The sequence below is a fragment of the Paraglaciecola sp. 20A4 genome (assembly GCF_011378905.1).
GTDB lineage: Bacteria > Pseudomonadota > Gammaproteobacteria > Enterobacterales > Alteromonadaceae > Paraglaciecola.
The window spans coordinates 79,720-99,738 of sequence record NZ_WTPY01000006.1 but is presented as its reverse complement, the minus strand read 5'-3'; the positions used below and the strand labels follow the sequence as shown (position 1 = coordinate 99,738).

Annotated in this window: 21 protein-coding genes; 9 read left to right on the top strand and 12 right to left on the bottom strand. The window is 43.4% G+C overall.

Features of this window, described 5'->3' with window-relative positions; all coding sequences use genetic code 11:
- Positions 1 to 120: 120 nt before the first annotated feature.
- From GQS54_RS08750 to GQS54_RS08735, 4 genes are all read right to left on the bottom strand, one after another.
- On the bottom strand, positions 121 to 1,995 hold the full coding sequence (locus GQS54_RS08750; RefSeq protein WP_166423610.1) for a TonB-dependent receptor: 1,875 nt from the start codon (positions 1,993 to 1,995) through the stop codon (positions 121 to 123).
- A gap of 498 nt (positions 1,996 to 2,493) precedes the next feature.
- Positions 2,494 to 2,871: a hypothetical protein gene (locus tag GQS54_RS08745; RefSeq protein WP_166423609.1), complete on the bottom strand. Its 378-nt coding sequence runs from the start codon at positions 2,869 to 2,871 to the stop codon at positions 2,494 to 2,496.
- Entirely contained in the window at positions 2,868 to 4,088 is a 1,221-nt protein-coding gene (locus tag GQS54_RS08740) for a class I SAM-dependent methyltransferase (protein ID WP_166423608.1), read from the bottom strand. Before GQS54_RS08740 ends, GQS54_RS08745 begins: the two co-directional genes overlap by 4 nt.
- Positions 4,088 to 4,816, bottom strand: a complete 729-nt coding sequence (locus GQS54_RS08735; RefSeq protein ID WP_166423607.1) for a hypothetical protein — start codon at positions 4,814 to 4,816, stop codon at positions 4,088 to 4,090. The genes GQS54_RS08740 and GQS54_RS08735 overlap by 1 nt, the downstream gene beginning before the upstream one ends.
- Positions 4,817 to 5,083: 267 nt before the next feature.
- On the opposite strand from GQS54_RS08735, the gene GQS54_RS08730 reads away from it, so the two are divergent.
- From GQS54_RS08730 to GQS54_RS08720, 3 genes are read left to right on the top strand one after another with little or no spacing between them, the layout of a single operon-like run.
- Positions 5,084 to 5,755, top strand: coding sequence for an isochorismatase family protein (locus tag GQS54_RS08730; protein ID WP_166423606.1), 672 nt, complete (start codon positions 5,084 to 5,086; stop codon positions 5,753 to 5,755).
- A gap of 28 nt (positions 5,756 to 5,783) precedes the next feature.
- Positions 5,784 to 6,755, top strand: coding sequence for a polysaccharide deacetylase family protein (locus GQS54_RS08725; RefSeq protein ID WP_166423605.1), 972 nt, complete (start codon positions 5,784 to 5,786; stop codon positions 6,753 to 6,755).
- Positions 6,755 to 7,681: a polysaccharide deacetylase family protein gene (locus GQS54_RS08720; protein ID WP_166423604.1), complete on the top strand. Its 927-nt coding sequence runs from the start codon at positions 6,755 to 6,757 to the stop codon at positions 7,679 to 7,681. The genes GQS54_RS08725 and GQS54_RS08720 overlap by 1 nt, the downstream gene beginning before the upstream one ends.
- A gap of 100 nt (positions 7,682 to 7,781) precedes the next feature.
- Here GQS54_RS08720 and GQS54_RS08715 read toward each other — a convergent pair whose 3' ends face one another.
- Positions 7,782 to 8,309 (bottom strand): DUF3750 domain-containing protein, encoded by a 528-nt coding sequence (locus tag GQS54_RS08715; protein WP_166423603.1) that lies wholly within the window; start codon positions 8,307 to 8,309, stop codon positions 7,782 to 7,784.
- Between the two features lie 319 nt (positions 8,310 to 8,628).
- Between GQS54_RS08715 and GQS54_RS08710 the strand changes: the two genes are divergently transcribed.
- Positions 8,629 to 8,811: a hypothetical protein gene (locus tag GQS54_RS08710; protein WP_166423602.1), complete on the top strand. Its 183-nt coding sequence runs from the start codon at positions 8,629 to 8,631 to the stop codon at positions 8,809 to 8,811.
- A 69-nt stretch (positions 8,812 to 8,880) separates the two neighbouring features.
- Here the strand turns inward: GQS54_RS08710 and GQS54_RS08705 are convergent, their stop codons facing one another.
- Together GQS54_RS08705 and GQS54_RS08700 are read right to left on the bottom strand one after the other, a co-directional pair.
- Positions 8,881 to 9,432, bottom strand: coding sequence for a GNAT family N-acetyltransferase (locus tag GQS54_RS08705; protein ID WP_166423601.1), 552 nt, complete (start codon positions 9,430 to 9,432; stop codon positions 8,881 to 8,883).
- 204 nt (positions 9,433 to 9,636) lie between these two features.
- Positions 9,637 to 9,906, bottom strand: coding sequence for a YrhK family protein (locus GQS54_RS08700; protein ID WP_166423600.1), 270 nt, complete (start codon positions 9,904 to 9,906; stop codon positions 9,637 to 9,639).
- A gap of 348 nt (positions 9,907 to 10,254) precedes the next feature.
- Here GQS54_RS08700 and GQS54_RS08695 point away from each other — a divergent pair, with 348 nt between their 5' ends.
- Positions 10,255 to 10,908: a hypothetical protein gene (locus tag GQS54_RS08695; protein WP_240919878.1), complete on the top strand. Its 654-nt coding sequence runs from the start codon at positions 10,255 to 10,257 to the stop codon at positions 10,906 to 10,908.
- A 227-nt stretch (positions 10,909 to 11,135) separates the two neighbouring features.
- On the opposite strand, the gene GQS54_RS08690 is transcribed toward GQS54_RS08695, so the two are convergent.
- A complete protein-coding gene (locus GQS54_RS08690; protein WP_166423599.1) occupies positions 11,136 to 12,017 on the bottom strand; it encodes a LysR family transcriptional regulator in 882 nt (293 codons plus the stop codon).
- A gap of 161 nt (positions 12,018 to 12,178) precedes the next feature.
- Between GQS54_RS08690 and GQS54_RS08685 the strand changes: the two genes are divergently transcribed.
- Complete coding sequence (locus GQS54_RS08685) at positions 12,179 to 12,784, top strand: short chain dehydrogenase (protein ID WP_166423598.1); 606 nt, start codon at positions 12,179 to 12,181, stop codon at positions 12,782 to 12,784.
- A 173-nt stretch (positions 12,785 to 12,957) separates the two neighbouring features.
- Here the strand turns inward: GQS54_RS08685 and GQS54_RS23250 are convergent, their stop codons facing one another.
- The gene (locus tag GQS54_RS23250) at positions 12,958 to 13,143 is read right to left on the bottom strand and encodes an addiction module protein (protein WP_346766563.1); all 186 of its coding nucleotides are present in this window, start codon (positions 13,141 to 13,143) and stop codon (positions 12,958 to 12,960) included.
- 305 nt (positions 13,144 to 13,448) lie between these two features.
- Here GQS54_RS23250 and GQS54_RS08675 point away from each other — a divergent pair, with 305 nt between their 5' ends.
- Positions 13,449 to 14,318, top strand: coding sequence for an MYG1 family protein (locus GQS54_RS08675; RefSeq protein ID WP_166423739.1), 870 nt, complete (start codon positions 13,449 to 13,451; stop codon positions 14,316 to 14,318).
- Between the two features lie 304 nt (positions 14,319 to 14,622).
- Here the strand turns inward: GQS54_RS08675 and GQS54_RS08670 are convergent, their stop codons facing one another.
- The 3 genes from GQS54_RS08670 to GQS54_RS08660 form a co-directional block, all read right to left on the bottom strand.
- Positions 14,623 to 15,330: a hypothetical protein gene (locus GQS54_RS08670; RefSeq protein ID WP_166423597.1), complete on the bottom strand. Its 708-nt coding sequence runs from the start codon at positions 15,328 to 15,330 to the stop codon at positions 14,623 to 14,625.
- Between the two features lie 109 nt (positions 15,331 to 15,439).
- A complete protein-coding gene (locus GQS54_RS08665) occupies positions 15,440 to 15,931 on the bottom strand; it encodes a hypothetical protein (RefSeq protein WP_166423596.1) in 492 nt (163 codons plus the stop codon).
- A 113-nt stretch (positions 15,932 to 16,044) separates the two neighbouring features.
- On the bottom strand, positions 16,045 to 16,911 hold the full coding sequence (locus GQS54_RS08660) for a hypothetical protein (protein WP_166423595.1): 867 nt from the start codon (positions 16,909 to 16,911) through the stop codon (positions 16,045 to 16,047).
- Positions 16,912 to 17,839: 928 nt separating this feature from the next.
- Between GQS54_RS08660 and GQS54_RS08655 the strand changes: the two genes are divergently transcribed.
- A complete protein-coding gene (locus GQS54_RS08655) occupies positions 17,840 to 18,997 on the top strand; it encodes an SRPBCC family protein (protein WP_166423594.1) in 1,158 nt (385 codons plus the stop codon).
- Positions 18,998 to 19,135: 138 nt separating this feature from the next.
- Positions 19,136 to 19,870 (top strand): NUDIX hydrolase, encoded by a 735-nt coding sequence (locus GQS54_RS08650; protein WP_166423593.1) that lies wholly within the window; start codon positions 19,136 to 19,138, stop codon positions 19,868 to 19,870.
- Positions 19,871 to 20,019: the final 149 nt, after the last annotated feature.

Below are 20,019 nucleotides of genomic sequence, written 5' to 3'. Positions count from 1 at the left end.
TAATTATTACCCAAGGTTGCTATTATCAAATGCCACTTTTATAAAAATCAATTCTTACCCATATAAATAACAGCTAATTTGCCGAGACTTTTAGCGCTCGGCATGGGTTAATCCATCTTGTTACCAGAAATAACTGGCAGTAGCCGATAATTGATCAGAGCGTCCCGGAGTGCCGGGAATTTCTTCAAAGGATTCATCCCACAGATTATCGACAGCGAGTACAACACTGAAGCCTTCAATCTGCGCTGGCGAGTAGGTCAGTGTAATGTGCGTGAAAAACGCCGTATCATCCCCCTTTCGTAACGCGTTCTGCTCTTGTTTACGCCATTCGTTGTCTACTCTTAATTCAAGTGAGTCCACAGGAAACCAAATCACCCCAAGGGTAAAACGATGGGGAGGATAGTTTAACGCGTAAAAGCTCGCGTCTATGTTCTCATCCCGATAGTCTTCGGATTTATCGAGATAGGTATAGCTTGTGACAACATCAACATTTTCTAAGCGCCCAATAGCGATAAATTCAACCCCTACTGTTTCGATATCTACTGGGTTTGCCACTCGCGCGGAGGTAGAGTCGAAGCTGTAAGTCCAGTCGGTTAATTCGTTATCCCAGCGGTAAAACACAGCTGAGTCGAGGCGCCATGTTGCTTCATCTAATGAGACGCCCAATTCCAGATTTTTGCTCGTTTCTCGCTGAAGTTCGTCATTACTTCTGAAAAGTCCGCTTGACGTACTTCCGCCAATGGCCGTGTACCCAGCTACTTGAGTGGCTTCAGAATAGGACAAATTTACCGTGCGTGTAGACTTGTCTGCGTTTATTTTATGCCAAACAATATCACTTATCACAGAGACGCTTGAATCATCGCGATTGGTATCGTCATACGCCGCCCCAACACGAAGTGTTAGGTGCTGATTGTCTGGCAAGGCAATAGCGTACTCAGGCACGACACTTAACTTATAGTAATCGCGAGAGGTAAAGTTGTTTTCAAGGGTCGTGGATTCAATCTCATCAGCCGTGAACTGCGCCGCGTAGTTCACGGCAAATTTTGCATCGACACGATGGCGACCAGATACCGCGACTGATTTTACCTTGGTTTCGTGAAACGCTTGAAAGGCCTCAGGATTTTCTCTTGAGAAAACGTAGTGGTCATTGTGCTTTCGATAATAGGCAGACACTTCAAAGGCGCTATCTTGCGCATATTGCTGTTGATGATTAAACATCAACAAACGGGTTTGTAATTCCTCAGTCTCGTTTACATTAAAAGGGGTATACAAGTTAGGCCAACCAAAGAACTTCTCTTGATAACCAAAAAACAAATCCGTTTGCGAGGTGTTACTTTTCAGTTGCACCCGCCCTGAAGCTCGCTCAAAATCATGATCACCATTTTCTATTGTTCCATCACTTTCAGAGCGCGAATACTCACCTTCAACGCCTGCGACCCATTCTGAAGAACCATCGACAGTCCAAGCAATAGCGTTGTGCACACTTTGCATATTAAAGTTATTGTTGCCAGCACCTAAAGAAACACTGCCTGCAGTTTGAATAGGTCGCCATTTATAGGAAACCGAACCCACCGAGCTATTTGTCCCGTAAAGTGAATTATCGACGCCTGTTAAAATTGCAGGTGCACTGAGCATCTCTGGCGCAATAGGTATTTCTGCAAAGTAATGCCCAGTTTGCGGATCTATAAGGGTTGCACTTCCCACGCTAAAGCCAGTGTTTTCGAATATACCACCGCGAATTGTTACATCGGCCTGGGCTTCAGCCATGTTTCTGGATTGAAGATCGACTCGTGGATCGTATTCTAAATTAGAGATAGGCGAATTAAAGGTGCCAACAGGTGATTCATTCGCTGTCGCGGCGCCCTCAATAGTGATTTTTTCAATATTTTTTACACTACCTTTTTCTGTGCCTGTCATAACAAGAGCGGCACCGTATGAAGATATTGAGAAGGTAGAAGCCATATATATAGCCGTCATCATTACAGCGCGAGTCATTTTTTATCCTTTTTGCGTGTATTTTTTATGTATATTTCATGCGCGTTTGATTGCATTTTTTATTAGGTTTTTTATTGTTTTTTTTGCGCACTATCAAAACACCGCCACCTGGTCAGCTAGCCATTAGCTTGAAACTAGCCAATACACTGTATTTTTAATTGTGAGGGTGTGCTGGTGTCCCGATAATAAACGGTCGAGGATTGTATATGATTGAGAGATATCAAGGAAGATGGCAGGTGCCGAAGAATACACGCTAAGGCGTAATCGAGCACATAACGTCTTTTAGGGATGATTAAAATCTTGATGGCTAACATAGAAAGCCTGTTGGCAGTATTGCTACCAGACTGCTGTGGCTTATTGTTTGCTGTTTGCCGTATGGCTACTACCCAGCGGTTGGCATTTAGTGCGCTGTCTTTTTCTGTGACGTTTCTGTACTTGGCAAGTCTTGAAGTTGCAATGATCTGCTGTAAAGTCCTGCCAAGTACGTGTGGTTTTACCTCACCATTTTGTTAACTGATCCTGCACAGTTTGCATATCAGGATCATCACATTCCAACTCTTCTTTATCTTGCTGCACAATCCGTAATACACGCGCTAAGTAAGCTTGAGTTTCAAGGCTGCGCTTTGCCACTTCTTCTTTGCTTGGCTGATATTGGTCAAGCTCGCCCTTGGCAATCACGCCTTTGTCCACCAACATGCACTCAAGAGAAGCTAAGCGCTCTTTAGTCACGGACAACTCCATGGCTAACGTCATGGCCACCGACAATGCTTGCTCGGTCTGTTTATCAACCAAAAAGTACGGTCGCTGTCCTTTGGCTTTCGTCCCTGCTAAGTTAGCTTTTTCTGCGTCACTCAGTTGTTCTTTATGTTCACTCATGCTGCATTCTCACTCAATTTAGCGTGTTGTCCTTTCCATAACCCTAGCGCATTCCAAATAGGAGAACGTCCATAATCTTCGCCGTCAGTTTTTGGCTTACCAAAAATCTTTTCATCTACCTTGGATATCACGCCGACGTCAAACATATCATTAGGATCAAAGCCGCAATCGGTAAAGACTTGCTTTAAATCTAACTCATGCATGGGGCCCCAGTAAGGCTCGTTGTTGAAGTAGGTGTCCCAATCGCGAATAAACTGTTGGTATACATCCATGCCTGTATATTGCGGTTGCTCTAGGTGTAAATTCAAACCACCATCGGCTAAGAGTCGATTGATGTTCTTGAGTATTTTTGGCAGTGCTTGATGAGACAACTCGTGTAAAAACATCGAAGTAGTAATCAAATCAAATGAGCCGTCATCAAATTGGCTTAAATCTTCGGCATTCGCTTGTACAAATTGAATATTGTTCACGCCTAACGATTTCGCTCTAGCATGAGCGTAGCGCAAACTGGGTCGCGCCACATCAATGGCTATCACCTGGGCATCAGGAAAATGCTCGGCTAAGGGCAAGGCATTGTGCCCCACAGTGCAGCCGATATCTAAAATACGCTTAGGCGAAAAATCTGGGTGTTGGGTTTTAAGCCAGTTAGCAATACCTTGCCCACCTCCGTCACTCAATGCACCGAGTAAGCCTGCGGTGGTCACAAACAAACCTACATCATAGCTGGCAGCGACGGTGACATCATTCTCAAAATACTCTGCATAGTAACAGCCGGGCTGGCAATGAATGTCCACTGAGCCTACGTTTGGCGGTATGCTCACGCGGCTATCAAGCTGAATATTGGCATCATTTTCGCAGGCTTTATTGACCTTTTCGACGATGTCATCAATTTGACCAAGCACTTGAGCGCGCGCCGCTTGATGGCGCATTTCCATAGTATTTCGGCGTAGCGCACTCCACATCTGAAAATAGCCATTTTTCAGCATGTGCTTACGTACTTCGTGACGTGACTCAGGCGCTTTACCCGTTTGCGCAATGATCTCGGGCATAACCTGTTTGTCAAAAGCGGTTTTTACCCCAGGCAATATTTGACTACTCAAGTGCACATTTAAATGCGTTAAAAAGTTAAGCCGGGCGACTTCATCGTGATCTGCAACTGGAAATACATCATGTTTACTCAGTACATCCCATGATGGTAACGCGTTACTGTTGCTCATTACTCGCCTCCAATAATTTGGTATTCGGTTAATTCATAATGGGTTTGCATATAACCGTCAACACCGGCTTTGAGTAAAAGATAGTCGTCATCAGCGGTTACCCACAACTCGTATGGTGGATGCTCTTCTGGTAAGTTGCCCGCCGTATCAACGACTTGAAAATGGCGTGCGAGAAATTTCCCGGCTTGAATGACAATCTCTTCTTCACCCACATACTGAATACCCAACCCGTTCATTTTAAATAACATGGGTCCGGTCGCACCACGATGATCTGGCGAAGTGAGCATAATATCTGGGAAAAAAGTTTTACCTGGCCCTTGGGATAGGTCATATAATTTCATTAAGATCCCATCGCCAACTATAGGGTGCGACTGTAACCACTTAACTGGGCTGTCGAGTTCAATTCGCTGAGTAATACGGCCATCACGCTGATTGTGTGTTTCACATTCAGCGTAGGAATCGGTCACGCGGATCCAGCCGCTACCTTCATATTTGTCACCCACAGATAAGCGCACACTGCAATCAATCGGACTGCAGTCCTGTCGCATAGACTGCACCACATCTCGAACAACATTTGGCTCATCGTCTATTTCGCAGTGAGCGTGCATAACTTGTACGCCATCGGATTGAGTAGTAAGAGTGAAGAATTCACGCCCTCTTTCATGGCCAAATTTTTCAGGCTTTTTACTGGTATATTGTATCGTTCCGCGAATCGTTCTGTGCTTCATGTATGTGTTCGCCTTTTTTGTATGGGTAAGTAAGTCAACTAGCTGGGTATCTTTTAACACTCAAAAAGCCTTCAGCAATTGGCCGATGTCAATTTGGCCAGCAATTATATTTGCAAGCAGTATTAAAATTGCGTTATAAATACAATTGTTATATCAATAGTACATTAATTATAAATAACACTAAAAGCTAACGCAATTCAAGGTTAAATTGTTGCCAATATCAGCCATAAAACCTATGACAATTATCAAAGATTTGAAGGTAATCCGATGCAAACGACCACTAAGACCGCAAAAGAAATATACAACGAGGTAAAAAACAATCCCGCACGTAAGCGTTTCGGCTTTGGCAATAAAGCAGTGTTGGTGAATATCGATCCGCAAAAGGCCTATACCTGTAAAGATGAATTCGCGACCGCTTATGAAACTGATCCCCGCCAGATGGAATATATTAACGAGATGTCAAAAACATTTCGAGCCTTAGGCTGGCCCGTTGTTTGGACACACGTTGCCTACATGGAAGGTGCCGAAGACGCCGGTATTTGGGGAACACGCACCGATACGCCTGATTCTTTACAGAATATAAAATTTGATTCTAGGCGCAGTGAGTTCGATGATCGGCTCGAAATCGACTACGTAAAAGATGTGGTGTATTTAAAGAAAATGCCCTCCGCGTTTTTTGAAACACAACTACAGTCATTGTTAGTTTGGCATCAAGTGGATACGGTTATTCTCACTGGAGGCTCTACCTCAGGATGTATTCGCGCCACAGCGGTCGATTCACTGTCTCGCGGTTACCGCACCATTGTGCCAGAGGAATGTGTGGCGGATAAACACGAGAGCTACCATTACGCAAATCTGACAGATTTATCGTTAAAATACGCAGATGTATTAACCCTTGATGAAGTTAACCAGTGGCTAAGCCAGCAACACACGAAATAGTCGCTCAGTAGCAAAGAGGTAGTAAAAAATGAAAAGTGATCCTGGGTTCTATGATTACTGGCCCTATGAAAATCGCCCAAAAATTCGCTGGCCCGATGGTAAAAAAATGGCCTTTTGGGTAGCTCCGAATATTGAATTCTATGAGCTTAATCCACCGGCAAATCCGTCACGTAAAGCGTGGCCTCAGCCTTACCCTGCCACACAAGGCTACAGTATTCGAGACTATGGTAATCGCGTGGGCCATAAAAGACAGATGGATTTACTGGAAAAATACGGCATACGCGGCTCTATTTCATTATCGACTGCCCTGTGCGATCACCATCCTGAAATCATTCAAATGTGCAAAGAGCGTGACTGGGAATTTTTTAGTCATGGCATTTACAATACTCGCTACACCTATGGTATGTCAGAGCAACAAGAGCGTGACATGATCAAAGATTCAATGGAAAGCATTTATCAGCACACTGGCCAAAAATGTGCTGGTTATCTAGCCCCAGCTTTATCACACTCAGAGTTAACCTTGGATTTATTCGCCGAAGTGGGTACTGAGTTATTTGGTAGCGAAGGCGGCATATATACCTGCGATTTGTTTCATGATGATCAACCTACGCCAATCCATACCCGCAGTAATAAGCCGTTTGTCTCAATCCCCTATTCGTTGGAAATGAACGACACCATCGCCTTTGTGGTGAATAAAATAGAGCCTAGGCGCTACGGGCAAATGCTAAAAAATAACTTTGACCGACTTTATGCCGAAGGCGAAGAGTCGGGCACAATCATGTGCATTCCGACGCATAATTACCAGGTGTCTTGCCCTCATAGAATGAAAGCCTATGAAGAAGCCTTAGATTACATTACCAGTCACGATGACGTATGGATCACCACAGGCAAAGAGATAGCTGATTACTACCTAGAGCATTACTACGAGCAAGCCAAAACAGACATTGCGCAAAAAAATGCTGCCGCGCTTCAAACTGCTCTGAACAAAGGAGCGAAATAATGGCCCTTGATAAATCATACCTACAATACGCTCATCGCAGTTATGGCATGGATCACGAACGTTATGACTGGTCGATGCTTAGCAATCGACCTGCCATTACTTGGCCTGGTGGAAAAAAGCTCGCACTTTGGGTAAACGTGCCTTTGCAATTTTTCCCGCTAGATCAAAAAGGCGAACCGTTTAAGATCCAAGGCGGCATGACCATGCCCTACCCCGACTTACGGCATTTTAGTCTACGTGACTATGGTAACCGGGTAGGTATTTTTCGCTTTTTAAAAGCCTTCGATAAATACGGCGTCACGCCCACGTTTGCCATGAACACTGAATTAGCCAAACGCACGCCTTATCTACTTGACACAATAAAAGAGCGCGGTAATGAAGTAATGTGTCACGGCATGCACATGGACGCACTGCATTATGGTGGTCAAGACAAACAAGTAGAAGCTCAGTTAGTAAAAGATTCATTGACACAATTGCGCGAGTTAACCGAACAAGATGTCACAGGTTGGTTAAGTCCCGGGCGTAACGAAAGTGAGAACACCCCAGAGCTATTAGCAGCCAACGGCATTAAGTATTTTTGTGATTGGGTAAACGACGATATGCCGTACACCTTTAACACCCAACAGGGAAACTTGTGGGCCATGCCGTTATCTAACGAACTAGACGATACTTTTATCATGCTTAACAACTTGCACAGTGAAGAGTCTTACGCCGAGCAGATAATTGATGCGTGTGACTATTTGCTCAAAGAGGCAAACGAACAAGGCGGGCGTATTCTAAGTTTGAATATTCACCCTTGGATGCTTGGGCAGCCCCATCGTATTAGCGCCCTAGAACGGGTATTAGAATATGTAATGGACCAAGATGTTTACAGCGCGTGCGCCAGTGACATACTCAACGCATATACATCACAGATAAAAACCTAGCAGCGAAATGTTAGATTAGGGCAGCATAAATCACTGGTTTTTTTAAGCTGCCCTGATGTAATCTGAAGCGAGGCAAGCTAACTTATCGCTCACCTGTTGCCTATTCCGCGTAACCACTACCAATCGCACGAAATGGCATATCTAATTCCAATTCTGGTACTTGTAAACCTACCCACGCAGGAAATGTATTACTGTTAGGACCGGGAAATAACGTGTATTCGTTTGCCCAAGGATAGCGATTAACCGCAGCGGTTACTCTAGGGATAAGCTCAGCGGCTTTTTCACCTTGAATCGACAACACTTTTTCAGGCTTTGCGCCGTACCAAAAGCGATCGGGTGTCGTCGTTTGGTATTCACGCAATGCTGGCAGACCTTCATTTAACGCCCAGCCTACGACTTCATATACGGTGTACTCAGGCTCATTTTCTTTTTTTACCGCCAGCCAAGTATGCACAGCAAACCAACCACGCCAGCTAAAGGCATCAGCAGCATAAATTTCAATAGATGCTTGTGTATCAATTGATGGGTCAAGGGCTAACCCTGCTGACTCACGAGACGCCGTGCGCCAGTCACTATTTGTGCACGCTGTAAGCAGACCAAACATGGCCAGTACCAATACTACTCTCATTTATTTGCCTCCCGCGTTTATTTAAACCTTGCTGCTGTTGTAACATTAATAAAGCAAATTTGGGCAATGTACGCAACGTGACAACTGTTACTAATTTCGTCATAACATGGCGCAAAAGTCGCTTTTGGTGACGAATTTAGCTTATTATCGTTAGAACTGCACCTATACCAAACGCGTGGGTAAACACCAATTCATTATGCTTGGGCGTATTCGATGCTTATCAGCGACAAGCTCGTTTCACTCGTGTTGTCAGTGATAAAGCCACATTTGCATACTTAACAGATGTATTTATTTTACCTTTGCAGCTAGGAAAGGGCCTATGCAAAGCATCGTTAGCCACCCAAATTTACAAGGCTTACGCCGCACAATGCTCGTCACTAAAGATGCTTACAGCCTTTATGCCCAATTTGGCTTTAGCCAAGTAGAATCCCCTCAAGGGAGCATGCAAATCTGGCAACCCGATATTTATCAACCTTACAAGGCTAACCAAGCAAATGAGTAGCGGCCAACTTAAATACTTTTTTACAGCGTTAGTGGCAAAAGTGTCCGGGGATCTTTAAACCACGACACCTTATATTTCTATAATTTTAGGTCTAGCTAAGAAACCAATTAAACGCCCAAAAAGGTGTTGGTACATAGCCTCTATTTCCTCTTTACTAATACTGCCGCCAAATATCAGCATCTCAAGTTTCTCCCCAGGCTCTTGAACAATGTAGCCTGATGAGCGAAAGCCGTTTTTCTTATAAAAAGCTTTGCGCTTGACCCTTTGTTGGTAGTTATCTGCTCGTTCATCCAATATTTCAATATTCAATACCACGCGTTTTCCAGCGTGCGTAATTTTCATTGAATCCATTACTTTACTGCCATATCCACCTGAGCGATAAGCTTCTGATATGGCTAAAAAGTGTATCAACACAATATCCTCATGCTCAGTGGTATAAATCAGGCCAATCCAAGTATGATCTGAATAAAGCACATTAAAGCCTTCTTTACCGTTTCTAAGTTTAAATCTAAGAAACCACGTAGGAATATGCCGAGCGGTGGTAAACGCTTTTTTGTACAAGTCGATAACCTTCAAATAGTTATCGTCATATTGCGTTAACGGTCGTAGATTAATACTCATATAGATTATTCATAACGCAAAATAGACTGACGAAAAAAGCATAGTAAGTGGAGGGCAGAACAATTGGCTTGATATAAATCCTCAAGAGACACCTTCTTTTTTCTTCACTTGCAAATCACATTATAAAGTAAATTTTTTGCAAATGAGCACCGACAGACTCCTAGTTGCCCAGGCAATTTTGAAAAATATTAGGTTAGCTACATTTTATATTTTTTCTATTGAGTTAAATACCCGTCTAACATGCACTAAGCTTGCTACCTTCAAAACTGGCTTGATTAGCAGCAGCGCGCTTCCAGCTATAAATAACCAAGTCCCATCCTCAACGAGTGAACCATATAGAAAGAAAAAACTACCAATCAAAAACAACAATGCGATCAACAAATCATTTAGTGCACCTAGCGCTTCGTATCTACGTTGAATAATAATATGCCTTTGGCCTAAATCTAGTTCAACTTCATTAGCATCTGTTTTCATACAACTCCATTTATAGCTGACTAAACTCTCTGAGAAATATAACGCTACAACAAAGAGTACGCGTCCTAAAAAGATTACCAAACTAGGTTAAAATATCTAGTTAACATACAGTATTGCCTTGTTTTCTCGAATTTTTAGACATTACTGAGTTGTAAAAATAGTGAATGTGAGACCTCAGAAAAGTTGAATACTACAACAATTAGTATCTACCTGCTGATAGCTTTCAAGAGCGGCTTGATTTTATACTTTAGTCTAACCAGCATACAGAGTGAGCCGTTTATCTAAATGTACCGCGCGTTTTCGCGCGTGTTGCAATGTGGCAATTTTGCTAACTAAAGGAGCTACATCATGATCTGGAATACACAAACCTCTCACATATCGACACGAAAGTTTGTGATTACATTGATTAGTCTTTCCGTTGCATTATCACTTTCAGCGTATAGCAGCGATTACGGCGCTCAAGGTTCCCAAAGTGAAATGGGTACGCCAGGCAATGATGGTCATCAAGGTACGCCTAGCTTTATTACCGCCCAAATTTTGTTATCAAATAATCGTCCTGAAAACGCAGACATAGTCGATTTAGTCGATTTAGTCGATTTAGTCGACAAAAGTATCGCTGAACTAAAGACGTTTTCAACCGGTAACAATGAAGGTATAGCCCTTGACCCGCTCAATAACCTTGTTCACGCAGGTGACGCCACTGCTGGCAGTTTACGTTTCTTGTGCGCTTTACAGCAGCGCGGCGAAGATGATGTTTTCAACAGCGCTCAGGGTCGTGAAATCACCGGAGCACATAGTGCAGCCCTTGTTTTAAACGGCATGCGTATCAGCGTGTTCGGTTCAGCCGCAGCGGATGATGTTGCACCGTTAGCTGAAACGTTAACCGATGCTAAGCCATGGGATTTGGATTACGACGAAGTAAACGATCGCCTGTTTGTTGCCTTGACCGATGGCACCATTGCGATATATGACGATTATGTATCAGGTGGATTTGCCGATTAAAAATATCCCCCCCCGTACCCTGTCGTTCGATCCCCTGCCCGGTGCTATATATACTCACTTCAATCTGTAGCTATTTCACCAAAGAGACATGATAAAACCAATTTAAATCAATACATTTAGAAGGAAGAAATAGAAGCGTCATAGAATTTTATTCAATGCGAAAAACTACCGTTAATCGCAAGACTTTCTGTTGAGCCAATTATTTCACTACATTCATCTGAAGAAATTCAGGATAACAGTTTCGACACAAGCCATTTTTGCAGGGCATCTTCGCTGTACCTAGGGTGCCAAGCGGCAATAACGTCAAACGGCTCTGGTGACTCTTCGAGTTCAATTTCAATCAAATCTAGCGCTTTGATTGCTCGAGAAGGCAAAAAAGCAATGGAGTCAGTGACTTCCAAATACATAGGCACGATTGAGAAACACGGCGCAGAGACCACAACGTTACGCGTGAGCCCAAACCCTTTAAACCAGTCATCAATCGAGCCTTTAAAGTTGGGGCGCGAAGGAGAGGCGATAATACTGGGATAGTCAGCAATTTCGGCTAACGAAGGGGTAAGTTTTGATATGGACGAGTTACGTGATGTCACGCAAACATGGTGCTCTTCAAACAGTTTAACGATAGGGTAACTATCAGGAATGTAATCAGGAAAGGCAATCGCCAGGTTCACTTTTCCGCTTTGCATTAAGTCATGAAGTATGTCGATTTCAAAATCTCGAACGATGATTTTCAAATTCGGCGCCTCAACTCTAAGTTTTGCAATTAAGCTAGGTAATACAACCTGTTGCGCATAATCCGTGGCGGAAATAACATACTCACCACTGATGGTTTTAGGGTTAAACACTTTTGGCGATAACAGTGCCTGAAAACCATTCAACAGTTTATCGATATCAACGGAAAGTTGCTCTGCCAGTGGTGTAGGAATAAAGCCATTGGTTTTTCGCAGGAACAACCTGTCGTCGAACACATCTCGTAGCTTCTTTAACTGTTCGCTCACTGCTTGTTGGGTTAAACCCAATTGACTGGCCGCTTTTGACGCATTTTTCTCGCGTATCAGCGCCTGAAAAATCCTGAGTTGTTTAATATCCAATCTGTCAATTTTGCTCATGTTATTCCTCAGCCACTCAGAACGCTTTATTCAAATACCCGAGGCATGTTAACACTTAACCAATTTAACCTGTATCACTAACAAAGAATCGTTGTTTCTATTTGTTGCAAATAGTCTCTAATATCCTCCCATCAAATGACATGACACAACCGGAGAGACAAATGAAAACAGTAATTTTAATTGGTGCATTGGGCAAAATGGGACAAGCAGCATTAACTGGGCTTGGTAAACACAAGGTTATCACCGCCGGGCGCTCTGGCGACGTTGATCACATAGTGGATATCACCAGCGAAGCATCCATTCGTGAGCTGTATAAAAAAGTAGGTCACTTTGATGCAGTAGTGAACACTGTTGGTGTATGTGAATACGCAACTTTCGTCGAGATGACAGAAGCACAGTGGATGACCACGGTGATGAGCAAAATGATGGGCCAAATAAACCTAGTTCGCATTGGGCAAGAGTACATCGCTGACAGCGGTTCGTTCACCCTAATCAGCGGTATCTTGAATATAAAGCCCATCCCATTCGCGATTGCAGATGCCACCACCAGCGCCGCCATTGATACCTTTGCTAAAATCGTATCGCTGGAAATGCCACGTAACACCCGTATCAACGTGGTCAACCCAACGGTACTCACAGAAGCATGGGACGTTTACGGCGAAATGATGGCAGGCTTTCAGCCTGTACCAAGTGAATTGGTAGGCAAAGCGTTCGAACGCTCAGTAGACGGTTTCATCACAGGCGAAGTTATCATCGTCGATGCCTAAACTTTGAGTACTTATCAGGCATTCAATGCACTTTTACAGTGTGTTGAAAGCCTCTATACAAATGGGCTTTAACATAAGATGCGGTGAGCATTCTGGCGCGCCATTGTAGACGAAATGGGAAAGCTAAAAATACCTAGCGAGGGAAAATCAAGATGACAAATAGCAGAAAACGACTAAGTAAGATCCTGATTGATATCTCTCCAAGAGATACCTTCTACCTTCCCAGACTCTAGTTCAGCACTTCGCGCTTCTGCAAGCTTTAACCACTGGGTTTCGACATCATCTTCGGCAGCTGAATCCATAGCGGCTGTAAGACAATGAGCAGCAAGTGCTTTCTCTTTTGTACTTAATTGCTCGATGTTTTAAAGCTGATTATTAACTATCCCATCATTAAACATGATCGCTCGGCGAGGCCATTGTTTGAGAATGACTTAAACTTATATAATCCACAGCCTTGTTGAAAAATCTCTCCAACAAGCAAGCCATTGTCGTTAACTACGCTGGCGTCTGTGATAATTTTCTACTGCTAACCTGATAATGTCTTCGATTTACTATAGAATCCGCGTCGAGTTTTTACGTGTATGAATAAAAACGTGTTAAGCCGTTTAGCCTCAACCTGTATCTAACAACGCCTTCCTTTTCCTCTGTAAAATGATAAAAAATGATGAATGATAAAATAGTAGTAACCCACAGCGGCAATTTTCATGCTGACGATGTATTCAGTGTCGCGGCCCTCAAAAGCGTTTTCCCTACGTTTACACTCATTCGCACCCGAGATGCAGAGGTTATCGCCAAGGCGGATGTAGTGATTGATGTAGGGGGCGAACACGATGCAGCAACAGACCGCTTTGACCATCACCAACGCGGCGGCGCGGGTGAGCGCGACAATGGCGTGCCCTACTCGTCATTTGGTTTGATTTGGCAAAAGTACGGCCTCGCCATATGCGAAAATAACCAAGAGCTCGCCAATGCGATTGATGCCGGTCTGGTATCCACCATTGACGCCATCGATTGTGGCCATGTTAAAGGGGTGTCTGAAGGCATAAGCCTTAGCCAAACCATTTCAATGTTCAACCCAACGTGGCAAGAAGAAGGTGACTTTGACGCCGGCTTTAACGAAGCGGTTGATTTCGCGGCCCGCGTATTAGCACGCGCAATAGCAGCGGCCAGCGGTGGTTTAAACGCAAAATCTATCGTCGCCGCAGCGATAAAAAACGCCCAAGACCCAAGAGTGATCGTGCTAGAAAAATACACCCCATGGAAGAAAACGGTTCACACCCTATCAGAGCAAGCTTTGTATATGGTCTACCCGTCACAGTCAGGGCAATGGATGATCCAAACCGTCCCCGTTGAACCCGGCTCATTCGAAGACAGAAAATCCTTACCCAACCCATGGGCAGGCTTATCAGATGCAGAGCTACAAACAGAAACAGGCATTAAAGACGCTATGTTCTGCCACAACGGCTTATTCATAGCCGGCACCGCATCCTTCGAAAGCACAATGAAAATGGCCGAACTCGCCCTGCAAGAATAAAACACCAAAGGGGCAACTAATAAAACAGTTGCCCTGCTTACCAGCTATTTCAACTTTGGCTGCCGACGCAGAAGCAGAGCCAAGGTTGAAATCCTCACTGAGTAACCTTAGCAATCAGCTAGTTATCATGCCTGTCTTGTTACTTTCTAAAATTCACGATTTTTACCATGGCTGTCTCTGTAACTTTCTCTTTCCATGGTATTAAACCAGCTTAGTGCCCATTTTAGAGGCTGATAACAGTTTGCTAAAATGTGTAGCGAGGCGAAACCGAGCAAACTGCTAGCAGTCCCGCTTTAAATTCTTGTTAGTTCATGACTTTGCATGCTAGCACCGATACCCCGGGGTAAGTTTTGTACATTGCCATTAAGGTTAGGATGACTGGAAATACTATATCTAAAACCCACAGGCTCAAAAAGCGTGCTTTGAGACGGTGAGATAGATTATCCATTTTTCCAATAGTGGTTCGCCAGTTAAGAATTAACGGCGTAACTTCTTCAATTAAAGATGATAACGACGCGTTAATCGAGTCCAATTTTTGCTGTGAGCTTCTAACGTCTTTAGCTACCTCTATTTGTGCTTGCATGCCTTCTTCGAGCCAAAGAGCATCAAGTTTATCGGTAGCATTCTTAATTTGCTCCCCAGTTACGCTAACTTGGTTTTCAATGAGATAAACTAAGTCAAAATACGGTTTCGTTTGTTGCTTCTCGCGGCTAAAGTTCCATGCGGAGTAATCAATATAGGCGTGAAAAACAAATGATAAGAAGAAATAGAGAGTAATAATAAACGCCAGCCCTTGGGCAAGATCATTACCTAAGTTCATGTTGGTTGCTTTGAGACCAAGAAAACCACTAATTTCTAGATTTAACACTGAAATTAAGAGGCTAATAAAACCAGCAGCCAAAAGATTCCTCTTGGCCTTTCTAGCCACGTCACTAAATGGATCAGTGAATAAGACTTGATCCATGTCGTTTTCGTTTATAGCTTTGTAAGTTTCAAGCCTTACTTTAGCCATCTATTTCTCCATACTCTTTGGGAGCTAACACTAAGCTAACGGGCAAAAACATGCGGCGATAATGCCGAAGGCGTCGCGCATTTTTGTCTCAGCGTTTTGTTAGCTTGACTCACCAGCGCTTGTTAAGACCTTTGACACGGCACTCGCTTGGAACAGACTTTTTAAATTCGTCCACAAAACTATTCCAGTCTTGATAAGGTATATTTGTAGATTCTGTTATGAATTGGGCATTGACCGATTTGCATTCATTTTCTCTATCTTCGATTTCTGATATTTTTGAGTCCACGTATTCTTTTGAAACTCTAGCGGCTTGGATACCACCAAGCGCATGCGATAACAAAAGGGTATTGGTATCGTCAGAAAGACTAAGTGTTCCACCATTTAGCTCAAATTTACCGTCAGAAGCAGACAATCCCTCATACGGCTTACGTTTTAGAACATTTTCTGAAATGTATAGCTTTCCTGCATCTTCTTTTATGTGGATTATTCTTTCAGATTTTGTGGGGGCATGCTCGTGGGTGAAATATCCAATAAAGCTATCTTCTTTTTTGCTACATCCTACTGTCATCATTAAAGCTAGCAGTATAAAAAACTTGTTCATTTGCCCCTCCTGATTTAATAAGAAGCTAACGCTCCGTTGACGGGCGAGCGTACTTTGCGAGTCCGTGCCAGCGTTGTTTGCTGGCGTTTTTCGTTAAACGGCTTGTTGTGTGTTTAGAACATGCCCTGTTGTTCAGGTGCTTCTTTATGGTCTTTCACTTTAGTTATAACTTTCTCAACCTTTAAGCCTTGAGGTGTCTTAGTTTGAATAATTTCCATTTCAACTATTAGGAGATCACCTTTACCGAATCTTTCACCTTTATCTACACTGGCAATGAATTCATCATCTGTAATTTCTGCATAAAAGCTTGATTGACCATCGTGTAATTTCCATTTATTTCCGTCTTTGAAAGATGGAGATTCGATTGTTAGACCAGTTGTAATTGTATTTTTAAATAATGGTAATGCAAAATCTAAGGGTTTGAAAAAATCAGCGTCATTTGCAGAAGCCTCAGTTTGAATATCAAATTTCGAGGATTTTAATTTTACTGCACTTAAACCTTTAGTTAATGGCTCTCGAATAAAGGTATCTAATGAATTAGATGCTTTAGGATCTGAAATTACATTTAAAGTTTGAATATGAAAAATTTGCGTATCACCATTAGCATTTTCTATATTTACCTTATTATCATTACGATCAGGATTACAACTTTGAGGTTGTTTACCCGCTAAATGAATACATGCTTTAATTGAGTCAGTTGCTAAGGTTATAAGATCCTTGGGTGAGCCAGTACAGAATATCGCACTGGAAGATAAGCCAATTACTTGTAGAGCAAAATCAACATCAAACGACTGACCTCTAAAGCCTGAAACATCCATACTAAGAGATGCATCTTTACCGTAGGCTTCTCTAGTTACAACAGTCATGAAATCATCTAAGGCTAGAATATATCTTGCAACATCCTTTGCTCTTAATTGGCCGCTTTCAACCGCAGCACCATAATATTCAAGAGACAGTTTGTCTTCTGTTATTGGTTGCATCAAAACTCCTTATGCATACAAAACTCTAGAAACACTTAACAATATTAGCAGTCGGAAAAGTTCCGCATTTAATAAGCGGTTTCAATCATGGGAGTTTACCACCTTTCCTTATCTGTCTTTTTTTAGCATACACCGTAACTTGTTGTACAGGTTAAATTTTTCCATTTGTTGAACCAGCTATTGTAAAAATATGGAAAAGTTCCAAGTTCTTGCTGTTTATCGGAATTACTGATTAAACAAGCGCATAAAATTGTCCCGAAATATTGTGCTCGTTTGAGTGAGCAAAGCGAATGCTTTGGCGACAAAGTCGCTGCTTTGCTTTTGCTTTTGCTTTTGCTTTTGCTTTTGCTTTTTTCTTTTATACCGACTCAAGTTTCCCGAGCATCGCGGGCTCACTCTGGTTCGATTGCATGGGGTGAAGCTGGTATCTTTAGCTACGAAGAAGCGCCCAGTTGAACGGCTCGCCAAGGAAGGCGAGACGCGCAGGAATAGAAACTTGCTGGAGGGCGGCTTCTTTTATGAAATACATCCATGTATATCACCTGCGCAAAGAACGCTTAGGCCATCCTTCGGATGTTCAAATTCATTCCCGATGAATTTGTGGTTACTTTTCTAGTAGTTGGTGAAAAATAAGTTGAACCGCACGGCGGCCGCTTATAGATTCCGTTTGAAAAGCGTCATGCGACCAACATGGATGTTGGAAGGTAGGGCAACGCAGGAGCAGTTGCCGAGATGACGTGGGCGAAGCCCATAGAAGTGCACACAGTGCATAAACGATAGCTATCAAACAGACGCCAGATCTCACCTAAACCCTCTACCCCCTGCTATATAACCACCTCTAATTACCACGTATAAAAACCGCTGACTTCGCAATGTCCCTTTTTTGTTTTATTTTTGAGCAATATTGTTTCTTCTGCTAGCGAAAAAAATGCCCGTAAATACCAATGACCAAGGAAAACTATTCACTGATATAGAAGTCGTGCAGAGGATTTTTGCGCATATCGACAATGCCACAACCGATTTGGGCACGCAAAGCTGGAAGGAACCGACCGATAACTACCGTTCAAAAGCGCGACTAATGGCAGAGCTCGATATCCTGCAAAGCCGGAGCATCGTTTTTTGTCCTTCAAGCGCCCTGGCGAATATTGGGGATTATGTTGCCCGTGACGCAGCCAACGTCCCCTTGATAGTGGTACGCGGTTTAGACGGCGTTGTTCGTGCATTTAGAAATGCTTGCCGCCATAGAGGGGTTAAGCTCGCCGATGGTGAGGGTTGCGCTCGCGCCTTGGTTTGCCCCTATCATGGCTGGGCGTACAGCCTAAATGGAAACCTGCTAGGTATTCCCCATGAAGCAGGGTTTCCGGATGTTGATAAAGCAACACGAGGACTTGTCGCAGTAGCTTGTTTTGAGAGTAATGGTTTAATATTTATCAACCAAAACCCCCAAGTGAGTATTGAGAAAGGTATAGAGCAAGATATCGTGCCTATCCCAAAAATTATCCCTGACCACTACCGGTTGTTAAATTCAGCCAGTCAGATAGTCAACACGAACTGGAAGCTATATCTAGAAAGTTCGCTTGAGGGTTATCATATTCGCCAAACGCACAAAAGCACGTTTTTCCCAGTACAATACGACAACCTCACGGTGGTAGAAGCCTTTGGGGAAAATAGCCGCGTCACATTTCCCTACCAATCCATCGAAGGTTTAAGACATAACAAAGAATCTGACATCTCAGTAGATGGGCGACTGACCTACGTTTACCACCTATTTCCCAATGTTATAATTTCAACCTTTCCCGGATGTATACAAGTGAATGTACTTGAGCCGATTGATGAGGCAACGACTCGCCAGCATACCTACCTTATCAGTGCTATTGGCGAGAACGACACCCCACGGCTCGATGCAATTTCACAAGGTCAACAGTTCGCGGCCAAAGGTGCGATTGAAGATTTGCAGATAGTTTTATCTGCCCAACGAGGACTGGCAAGCAAGGCAAATGAATTTTTAGAGTTTGGCTTGTTTGAGAGCGCTATCGTGCGCCTACATGCTCACCTTGCCAAAGAAATTGAACGAGCGAGTAAGTGAGTGAGCAAGGTGAAAAAAAGAGGCCGTAGGTAATTGATTGCACGGTCAATCACTGCCAATCACTGCCAATCACTGTCAAAAAATCTACTAGGCTGGCATTACCAGCTGTACCTTTTGAATAACTGACTGAGAGCTTACATGCCTATTAATAAACCCTATCTACCCAAAAATACGCCAGCCAACGAGCTACGTTCACTGGGCCGTGCCGTAAAACCCAAAGATGCGGCAACACTGATCATAGTCCGGCGAGACAGCTTACAACCCCAAATTCTGATGGGTAAGCGATCAGCCGAACATAAATTTATGCCGAATAAATTTGTATTCCCTGGGGGCAAGGTTGACCTAGGAGACAGTCGTATTCGCCCGCCTAACGATCTTCATCCCAGTGTACTGCAACGCTTAATGAAGGGATGCTCTGAGTCGCGCGCCCGCGCCCTTGCACTGGCGGCAATTCGTGAAACGTTCGAGGAAACTGGGCTGCTTCTCGGTGAAACCGATAGCTTGACTATTAAGACCCGCTCGCCCCAGTGGCAGGCGTTTTTACAGCACGGCATTAACCCGCGTCTTGATACCCTGAATTTAATCGCCAGAGCCATTACGCCGCCCTATCGAAACCGCCGCTTCGATACGCGCTTTTTTATGGTTGATGCAGATATTATTCAAGGGGATGTATACGCAGCGCCTCAAGGGTCTGGGGAATTACTCGCTATGCACTGGGTATCACTTATCGATGCCGAAAAGCTCGATTTACCCATTATCACCCGAATGATACTTAAAGAAGTAGAACAACGCCTAACCAGCGGCCAATCACCGGAAGCAGAAGGCCCATTTATATACTTTCGTAATGGGAAACCCGTCATAGACAAAGTATAAAGCGTAAAAGTCGAAGGAATAGCACAAGCAAACGGATCAGCTTGCATCAACAAGACACAAATAATTTTGCCTTCAAAATCAACTCAAAGCATAGTTTTTTTTCGAACTTATTATCATGACTGTCTTGTTAATTTATCCCTGTTGATTTA